Origin of the sequence: Actinotalea sp. JY-7885, from assembly GCF_014525465.1 — a bacterium.
Classification (GTDB): domain Bacteria; phylum Actinomycetota; class Actinomycetes; order Actinomycetales; family Cellulomonadaceae; genus Actinotalea.
The window spans coordinates 1-4,680 of record NZ_JACEXH010000220.1 but is presented as its reverse complement, the minus strand read 5'-3'; the positions used below and the strand labels follow the sequence as shown (position 1 = coordinate 4,680).

General features: G+C 77.5%; 5 protein-coding genes and 1 pseudogene. 3 read left to right on the top strand and 3 right to left on the bottom strand.

Annotated elements, in window-relative coordinates:
* Positions 1-801, top strand: a pseudogene (locus IDM29_RS15115) (DEAD/DEAH box helicase); the annotation flags it as partial.
* Positions 801-1,655, top strand: coding sequence for an Fpg/Nei family DNA glycosylase (locus IDM29_RS15110; RefSeq protein WP_182113607.1), 855 nt, complete (start codon positions 801-803; stop codon positions 1,653-1,655). The pseudogene IDM29_RS15115 and the gene IDM29_RS15110, both read left to right, overlap by 1 nt.
* Before the next feature lie 19 nt (positions 1,656-1,674).
* On the opposite strand, the gene IDM29_RS15105 is transcribed toward IDM29_RS15110, so the two are convergent.
* From IDM29_RS15105 to pgsA, 3 genes are all read right to left on the bottom strand, one after another.
* Positions 1,675-2,016, bottom strand: coding sequence for a helix-turn-helix domain-containing protein (locus IDM29_RS15105; RefSeq protein WP_182113606.1), 342 nt, complete (start codon positions 2,014-2,016; stop codon positions 1,675-1,677).
* A 273-nt stretch (positions 2,017-2,289) separates the two neighbouring features.
* On the bottom strand, positions 2,290-2,799 hold the full coding sequence (locus IDM29_RS15100) for a CinA family protein (protein ID WP_220458026.1): 510 nt from the start codon (positions 2,797-2,799) through the stop codon (positions 2,290-2,292).
* A complete protein-coding gene (gene pgsA / locus IDM29_RS15095; protein WP_182113605.1) occupies positions 2,796-3,362 on the bottom strand; it encodes a CDP-diacylglycerol--glycerol-3-phosphate 3-phosphatidyltransferase in 567 nt (188 codons plus the stop codon). The genes IDM29_RS15100 and pgsA overlap by 4 nt, the downstream gene beginning before the upstream one ends.
* A 39-nt stretch (positions 3,363-3,401) precedes the next feature.
* Here pgsA and IDM29_RS15090 point away from each other — a divergent pair.
* Positions 3,402-4,680: CapA family protein (locus IDM29_RS15090; protein ID WP_309232750.1), on the top strand; the 1,279-nt coding region annotated here is incomplete at its 3' end.

Genomic DNA, 4,680 nt, shown 5'->3' with positions numbered 1-4,680 from the left:
CGCGGCCGCCTCCTGGGCAGGTCGCTCACCGGTGGCGCCCTGGCCGGCGTGCCACGGCCCCGGCCGGGAGCCCGTCCCGCGGTCGGCCACCGGCCCGAGACCTCCGGGCGCTGGTCCCTGCTGCCGGAGCGCGAGCCGGACGCCACCGTGCGCGCCCACGCCCTCGCGCTCCAGCTGCTCGACCGCCACGGCGTCCTGACCCGGGCGGTCGCGCCGTCGGAGGGCGTCGCCGGCCAGTTCGGGTCCGTGTACCGCGTGCTGGCGGCGCTCGAGCAGGCCGGACAGGTGCGTCGCGGCTACTTCGTCGAGCACCTCGGCGGCTCGCAGTTCGCGCTGCCGGGGGCCGTGGACCAGGTGCGCGACGACGCGCGCGCACCTGACGACGGTCGGGAACCGCCCGTGGTCGTCCTGGCCGCGACCGACCCGGCGAACCCCTACGGCGCGGCGCTGGCGTGGCCCGAGCCACCCGCGGCCGAGCCGGGGGAGGCCCGCCACCGGCCGGGCCGCAAGGCGGGCTCGGTCGTCGTCCTCGTCGGCGGCGCGCTCGTGCTCTACCTCGAGCGGGGTGGCCGCACCCTGCTGTCCTTCACGCCGGAGCCGTCGGCCCTCGCCGCCGCCTCCGCGGCGCTCGCGGGCGCCGTCCGCGACGGGCGCCTGGGCCGGCTCACCCTCCAGCGCGCCGACGGGGAGGACCTCCTGGACCGCGCCGCGCTCACGACGCCGCTCGCCGCGGCGCTCGCGCGGGCCGGCTTCGGCACGACGCCCCGAGGACTGCGGCTCGACCCGGGCACGGTGCGCTGATGCCCGAGGGGGACGTCGTCCGCCGGACCGCGCAGCGGCTCGACGCCGCGCTCGCCGGCCAGGTCCTGGTCCGCGCGGAGCTGCGGTGGCCGGACGCGGCGGGCCTCGACCTCGTCGGGCGCACCGTCACCGAGGTCCGCTCGTACGGCAAGCACCTGCTGGTCCGGCTCGACGACGGCCGGACGCTGCACACCCACCTGCGCATGGAGGGCACGTGGCGCGTGGCGCGGACGGACAGCGGCGCGGCCGCGGGGCGCGGCGCCGACGTCCGGGCGGTCCTGGCCACCGCCCGCTGGACCGCCCTGGGCATCCGCCTCGGGATGCTCGACGTCGTCCCGACGCGGGACGAGCGCACGCTGATCGGTCACCTGGGGCCGGACGTGCTCGCGCCGGACTTCCCGGTCGCCGGCCTGCCCGAGGCGCTCCGCCGGCTCGCCGCGCGCGCGGCCGCGCCGATCGGCGAGGTGCTGCTCGACCAGACCGTGCTCGCGGGGCTCGGGACGATCTGGATGGCCGAGTCGCTCTACGCCCGGCGCACCTGGCCCTGGACCCCGGCCGGCGACGTCGCCGACCCCGCCAGCCTGATCATGACGGCGCGGACGCTCATGGAGCGCAGCGTCGCCGCCGACCTGCCGACGAGCACCGGGGAGACCGGGCGAGGGCTGACGAGCTGGGTGCACGGGCGCGCCGGACGGCCCTGCCGCCGGTGCGGGACCACCGTCGACGTCGGGCCCGTGCGCCGTCCGCCCATGCAGCGCCCGGCCTTCTGGTGCCCGGGCTGCCAGCCGGTGCCTCCGGGCGCGCGGCACCCGGGGGTGTGGCGCGCGCGAGCCGAGAACACCCCGTCACGCTGAGGGACGGGCGTCGACCCGGTCAGCCGACGGGTGCGAGCTCTCCGCGCTGCGACCAGGAACCACCGGTATCCGGACGGCGCAGGCACGAGGCGAGGTCCGCCGGGACGGTGTCGGGGATCGCGAGACCCTCGGCCACGGCGACGCGGTCGCTCACCTCGCGCAGGACCAGCGACAGCGGCACGTCGAGGGCGTCGCAGATGGAGCCGAGGAGCTCCGAGGACGCCTCCTTCTGCCCGCGCTCGACCTCGCTGAGGTAGCCGAGCGACACCCGTGCGGCGGAGCTGACCTCGCGCAGCGTGCGGCCCTGGCGCTGGCGCGCGCCGCGGAGGACGTCGCCGATCTCGCGTCGAAGGACGACCATCGGACGACCTCCCTCCGTGTGTGCCTGCGTCGGCGCCGTGGTCTTGAGGACCTGCGTGGAGCTCTCCTGCCCCGGACGCGTGGCCCGGGCTCCAGGTGCTGTCGTGCGGACTGCCGTGCTGCGCGTGCCCGGCCGGACTCCGGCCGCGGAGGTCCTACCGTACCCCGCGGGGCGCACAGGTTCGCGGCGGATGCCCTGCTCACCCCTGATCGTCGTCACGAACTGTCCAACGTGAGGCACCGCCCCCGTGTTCCCACGCAGGCGGGCCGCGGCTCAGGTCCGTGCCGTCGTCATCGGATCGTGACCTCCGCCGTCACCCGCGCGGCGGATCAGGAGCCGCAGGGCGGCCAGTGACGCGGCCTCCCGCACGGCCGCGCGGTCACCGCCGGAGCCCTCCACCGACACCACCTCGGGGCCGCCCGGCCCGTCGACGGCGACGTGGAAGGTGCCGGGAGCGTGCCCGTCGTGCGGGTCCGGCCCGGCCACGCCCGTCGTCGCCAGGCCCCACGTGGCCCCCAGGCGCACGCGCACGCCCCGCGCCATCTGGAGGGCCACCTCGGGGTGCACGGCACCGTGCTCGGCGAGCAGCTGCCCGTCGACGCCCAGCAGCGCCGCCTTGAGGTCCGTCGCGTAGGCCACCACGCCGCCCCGGACGCACCGAGAGGCCCCGGGGACGTCGACGAGCGCGGCGCACAGCGCACCGCCGGTGAGGGACTCGGCGACCGCCACCGTCCATCCCGCCCGCGCGAGGAGCTCGACGGCCGCGGCCCCGGGCAGGCTCACGCGCGGGCGCGGCGCAGGGCCCAGCCCCGGCGCAGGTAGTCGACGCCCGTGACGAGCGTGACGACGACGGCGGCGAGCAGGACGGCCCAGGCGACGACGGTGACGACCTGGGGCAGCTGGTCGAGCGGCAGGACGAACAGGCCCAGCCCGACCGACTGCAGCACCGTCTTGAGCTTGCCCCCGGGCGAGGCGGGGATGACGACGTAGCGCAGCACCGCCATGCGCATCGCGGTGATGCCCAGCTCGCGCACGAGCACCACGACCGTGACCCACCAGGGCAGCACGTCACGCACGGAGAGCACCACGAGGACGCCGCCGATGAGCAGCTTGTCGGCGATGGGGTCCATGATCTTGCCCCAGTCGGTCACCTGGTCGAACCGCCGGGCCAGGTAGCCGTCGAGGCGATCGCTCGCCGCCGCCAGCGCGAAGAGGCCGGCCGCCACCCAGCGCCAGCCCCCGCCGCCGTCGTCCGCCAGGATCGCCAGCAGCACCAACGGCACCAGCGCGATCCTCGCGACAGTCACTCCGTTGGCGACGTTGAGACCTGTCCTCGCCGCGACCACGTCCCACACCTTAAGTGGCTGGCGCTAGCGTGTGGCGCCGTGACCCCCTCACACCCCCCGCAGAGCCGGGCCGGCCGCCGCGTCGCCGAGCGCACCGCACGGCGAAAGACCCGCCGGCACGGCCGGCGAGCCGCCGCGGTCGCCGCCGTCGCCGCCGTCGTGGGGCTCGGTCTCGCCCTCACCGGGGTGGTCCCCGTGCCCGGGCTGTCGGAGCTCCTCGCGGCCCCGGCCGGCGAGGCCGAGGGGGGCGCCGCGCCGTCGCCGAGCCCGTCCCCCACCGCGACGCCCACCCCGACCCCGACGCCACCACCGCCGCCACCGGACACGGTGCTGACCATCGTGGCCGCGGGCGACGTGCTGCTGCACGAGCCGGTGATGTCGTCCGCCCGGACAGCGACGGGGTGGGACTTCGCGCCGCTCCTGGAGCCGATCCGGCCGTTCGTCGAGGGCGCCGACCTCGCGCTGTGCCACCTCGAGGTGCCCGTCATGCCGCCCGGGTCGAGCCCGTCGGGCTACCCGTTGTTCGGCGCTCCCCCGGCGATCGCCGCGTCCCTGGCCGCCAACGGCTGGGACGGCTGCTCGACCGCGTCCAACCACAGCGTCGACCGCGGGGCCGCGGGTGTCGCGGCGACCCTCGAGGCGCTGGGCGCGGCCGGCCTGGGCCACGTCGGCACCGCGCGGACACCGGAGGAGGCCACGCCCCAGGTGTACGACGTCGTCCGGGCGGCCGGCACCACGCGCATCGCCCACCTCGCCGCGACGTACGGGACCAACGGGATGCCCGTGCCCGCCGGCGCGCCGTGGACCGTGACCCTGCTCGACACGGCCGCGATCGTGGCTCAGGCCGCGGCCGCGCGCGAGGCGGGCGCCGACCTGGTGCTCGTCAGCGTCCACTGCTGCGTCGAGTACGTCTCGGCCCCCACCGCCCAGCAGGCCGCGATCGCCGAGGAGCTCGCGGCGTCGGGCGTGGTCGACCTCGTGATCGGCCACCACGCGCACGTCCCGCAGCCCGTCGCCCGGCTCGCGGGCGGTCCGCGCGGCGAGGGCATGTGGGTCGCCTACGGGCTCGGCAACCTCATCTCGAACCAGGACGGCGCCTGCTGCTCGCCCGCCACGGACTCCGGGCTGCTCCTCACCGCCACCGTGCGCCACCCCGCGGACGGGCCGGCGACCGTGGAGGGCGTCGACTGGACGGCCGTGACGGTCGACCGGTTCGACGGCCACCTGGTGCACCCACTGTCCCCCGCGGTGGCGGCCGGCACGGGCGCCGGGCGCCTCGACGCCGCGGCCGTCGCCGCGCGCCACGCGCGGGTGGCCG

Coding starts and splice junctions, on each gene's coding strand:
- IDM29_RS15110 (WP_182113607.1), top strand. CDS start 801: ATGCCCGAGGGGGACGTCGTCCGCCGGACCGCGCAGCGGCTCGACGCC.
- IDM29_RS15105 (WP_182113606.1), bottom strand. CDS start 2,016: ATGGTCGTCCTTCGACGCGAGATCGGCGACGTCCTCCGCGGCGCGCGC.